Origin of the sequence: Streptococcus sp. GMD1S, from assembly GCF_000296875.1 — a bacterium.
Taxonomy (GTDB): Bacteria; Bacillota; Bacilli; order Lactobacillales; family Streptococcaceae; genus Streptococcus.
The window spans coordinates 1-3,246 of sequence record NZ_AJQY01000080.1 but is presented as its reverse complement, the minus strand read 5'-3'; the positions used below and the strand labels follow the sequence as shown (position 1 = coordinate 3,246).

The 3,246-nt window shown below is 44.1% G+C and carries 4 protein-coding genes; 1 reads left to right on the top strand and 3 read right to left on the bottom strand.

Annotated elements, in window-relative coordinates:
* On the bottom strand, positions 1–785 hold a 785-nt coding region (cdaA, locus tag GMD1S_RS06985; protein ID WP_001010976.1), incomplete at its 3' end, for a diadenylate cyclase CdaA.
* Between the two features lie 136 nt (positions 786–921).
* On the opposite strand from cdaA, the gene GMD1S_RS06975 reads away from it, so the two are divergent.
* Positions 922–1,890, top strand: a complete 969-nt coding sequence (locus GMD1S_RS06975; RefSeq protein WP_000081032.1) for an NAD(P)/FAD-dependent oxidoreductase — start codon at positions 922–924, stop codon at positions 1,888–1,890.
* A gap of 31 nt (positions 1,891–1,921) precedes the next feature.
* On the opposite strand, the gene whiA is transcribed toward GMD1S_RS06975, so the two are convergent.
* Entirely contained in the window at positions 1,922–2,833 is a 912-nt protein-coding gene (whiA, locus tag GMD1S_RS06970) for a DNA-binding protein WhiA (protein ID WP_000011300.1), read from the bottom strand.
* The coding region (locus GMD1S_RS06965) for a 2-phospho-L-lactate transferase CofD family protein (protein WP_000322654.1) at positions 2,830–3,246 on the bottom strand (417 nt) is incomplete at its 5' end. The genes whiA and GMD1S_RS06965, both read right to left, overlap by 4 nt.

The window sequence follows — 3,246 nt, the reverse complement described above, 5'->3', positions numbered from 1 at the left end:
AAGATTCTTCTTAACTCCGATTCAAACTCTTCCAAGGTCAAATCATGCTTAAAGACTCCATTATAGGTGATTGAGATTCCACCTGTTTCCTCAGAAACCACAAAGGTAAGAGCATCTGATACTTCCGACAAACCAATCGCTGCCCTGTGACGTGTCCCAAACTCCTTGGAAATTCCCGTATTTTCAGTCAGGGGTAGGTAGGCTGAAGTTACGGCAATCCGATCTTCTCTGACAATGACCGCTCCATCGTGTAAGGGAGTATTGGGGATAAAGATATTAATCAATAACTCAGAGGAAATTTTAGCATCTAGAGGAATCCCAGTTGAGATGTATTCCTGCAAGGTTCTCACTCGCTGAACTGCTACCAGAGCACCAATCTTACGAGGACTCATGTACTCGACTGATTTGACAAAGGCGCGAACCATTTGCTCTTCCGCACTAATAGGCGCATTGTAGAAGAAATCAGTAGCTCGACCCAATCGTTCCAAACCAGTCCGAATCTCTGGTGAAAAAATAACCACCGCTGCAATGACCCCGTAGGTGATGATCTGATTAATCAACCAGGAAATGGTCGTCAAACCAATCATATTGGACAGAATCTGACCTAAAATAAAGACCAAGACTCCCCGCACCAAAATCATGATTTTGGTCCCTGCAATCGCTTTGGTAAAATGATATAAAATATAAGTCACAATCAGAATATCTATCAGATTGGTGACTATTGTCCAAGGGCTTGAAAACAAACTCGTCCAGTATTGCAAATTGGATAATGGTTGAAAATTCATCCCTGGCCTCCTCCCTGTCAAAACACTTTCTGTACCATTATACCATTTTTTGCCCATTTTTTCCCTATCCTACCTCATTTTAAATTAAGCAAAAATATGATAAAATAAACTGACTAGAAAAAACGAAGGAGAAATCATGTCTCAACTCTATGATATTACCATTGTAGGTGGCGGTCCTGTTGGGCTCTTTGCTGCCTTTTACGCCCACCTACGCCAAGCCAAAGTCCAAATCATCGACTCTCTTCCCCAGCTCGGTGGTCAACCAGCCATCCTCTATCCTGAGAAGCAAATCCTTGATGTGCCAGGTTTTCCAAACCTTACTGGAGAAGAATTGACCAATCGCTTGATTGAACAGCTAAACGGCTTTGAAACACCTGTTCACCTCAACGAAACTGTTCTTGAAATCGAGAAACAAGATCAAGGTTATACAATTCAAACTAACAAAGGAAGTCACCTGACCAAAACAGTTATCATTGCCATGGGTGGTGGCGCCTTTAAACCACGGCCACTCGAATTGGAAGGTGTTGAGAGCTATGAAAATATCCACTACCACGTTTCCAACATCCAGCAATACGCTGGTAAGAAAGTAACCATCCTTGGTGGTGGGGACTCAGCAGTGGACTGGGCTCTGGCTTTTGAAAAGATTGCCCCAACTACTCTCGTTCACCGCAGAGATAACTTCCGCGCCTTAGAACACAGTGTGCAAGCCTTGCAAGAATCATCTGTAACCATCAAGACACCGTTCGTCCCTAGCCAACTTATCGGAGATGGAAAAACACTCGACAAACTAGAAATCACCAAAGTCAAATCAGATGAAACCGAAACGATTGAGGTAGACCATCTCTTTGTCAACTATGGTTTCAAATCATCTGTTGGCAATCTTAAAAATTGGGGTCTGGATCTCAACCGCCACAAGATTATCGTCAATAGCAAACAAGAATCCAGCCAAGCAGGTATCTATGCTATCGGCGACTGCTGCTACTATGAAGGTAAGATTGATTTGATTGCGACAGGACTGGGTGAAGCTCCAACAGCTGTTAACAATGCCATTAACTACATTGACCCTGACCAAAAAGTACAACCCAAACACTCGACCAGTTTATAATAAAAGAACCACGGATCAACGATTCGTGGTTTTATAGTTCATCTGCAATCTTGTTTATTTTTCTGAGTCTGTGGTTGACACCACTTTTGGTCAGGGGATTGCTCAGGCTATCCGCCAACTGCTGGATAGAGTAGTCTGGGTGCTGGATCCGTAAGCGAGCCACCTCCTGCAAATCCACTGGTAAATTTTCCAAACCCATTCTATCTTTGATTTTACTGATATTATTGATAGTCTTCATGCTGGCAGAAACTGTCCGAGCGATATTAGCTGTCTCGGCATTATTGGCTCGATTGAGATCGTTACGAGTTTCACGCAAAATCTTGACGCGCTCAAAGTTATCACGCGCCTGCATAGCCCCAATCACGATCAAGAAATCCATGATGTCCTCTGCACGCTGGAGATAGGTAACTGCACCTTTCTTTCGCTCAATAACCTTGGCATCCAACAAAAACTGCTGAAGGAGAGAGGCTAGTCCATGGGCGTGGTCCAGATATACAGAACTGATCTCCAACTGGTACTTGCCAGACTCCGGATCTCGGATGCTACCATTTGCCAGAAAGGCCCCACATAAGTAAGCACGACCAGCCTCTTCATCTGCTAAGATATCGGGATCAATACCCGTCTCCAAACCAAAGAAGGAATCCGCAAGTCGCAAATCAGCTAAAAGCTCCTGCACCCTCTCATCTGTATAGACCGTATAGACACGATTCTTGCGAAGATTGCTTCTCTGATGGTGTCGAATCTCAGACTTAATCTCATAAAAATGGAGAAAGGACTCATAGAGATGCCGAGCCAACTTGGCATTTTCAGTCACAACAGACAAGGTCAGGCCAGAAGTCGAGAGACCGATGCTACCAGACATCTTGATAATGGCCGATAGTTCATAACGACTGAGATGGTGTTGACCAAGAATTTCTTCTTTTACTGCTACTGTGAAACTCATTTTCTCACCTGTATAATGCGCATCAATTCATCTACAATCAAATCGCCATCATGGAAGGCTCCTCCATTTTCCAAACGAAGGAAGTTGGATGAAATCACACGAGGGACCTGCTTGCAAAGACCAGCAAAATCATGCTCTACCTGAACCAAATATTCATCAAAACGGTTGGTATCCATGTATTCTCTAGGAACCTTCTCGATATTAACCAAGACCGTATCAATAAATGGCCTACCTAAGTGTCGATGGAGGACTTCCACGTGGTCACTGTCTGAAAAGTGCTCTGTTTCCCCACGCTGGGTCATGATATTGCAGACATAGGCGATCTCTGCCTTAGTCTCCAAGAGAGCCTGTCCAATCTCCTCAATGACAATATTGGGCAAAATCGATGTAAAGAGGGAACCAGGCCCCAAGAC

What these genes read in the sequence shown, in the direction of transcription:
- GMD1S_RS06975 (WP_000081032.1), top strand. Translation starts at nt 922, where the DNA reads ATGTCTCAACTCTATGATATTACCATTGTAGGTGGCGGTCCTGTTGGG.
- whiA (WP_000011300.1), bottom strand. Translation starts at nt 2,833, where the DNA reads ATGAGTTTCACAGTAGCAGTAAAAGAAGAAATTCTTGGTCAACACCAT.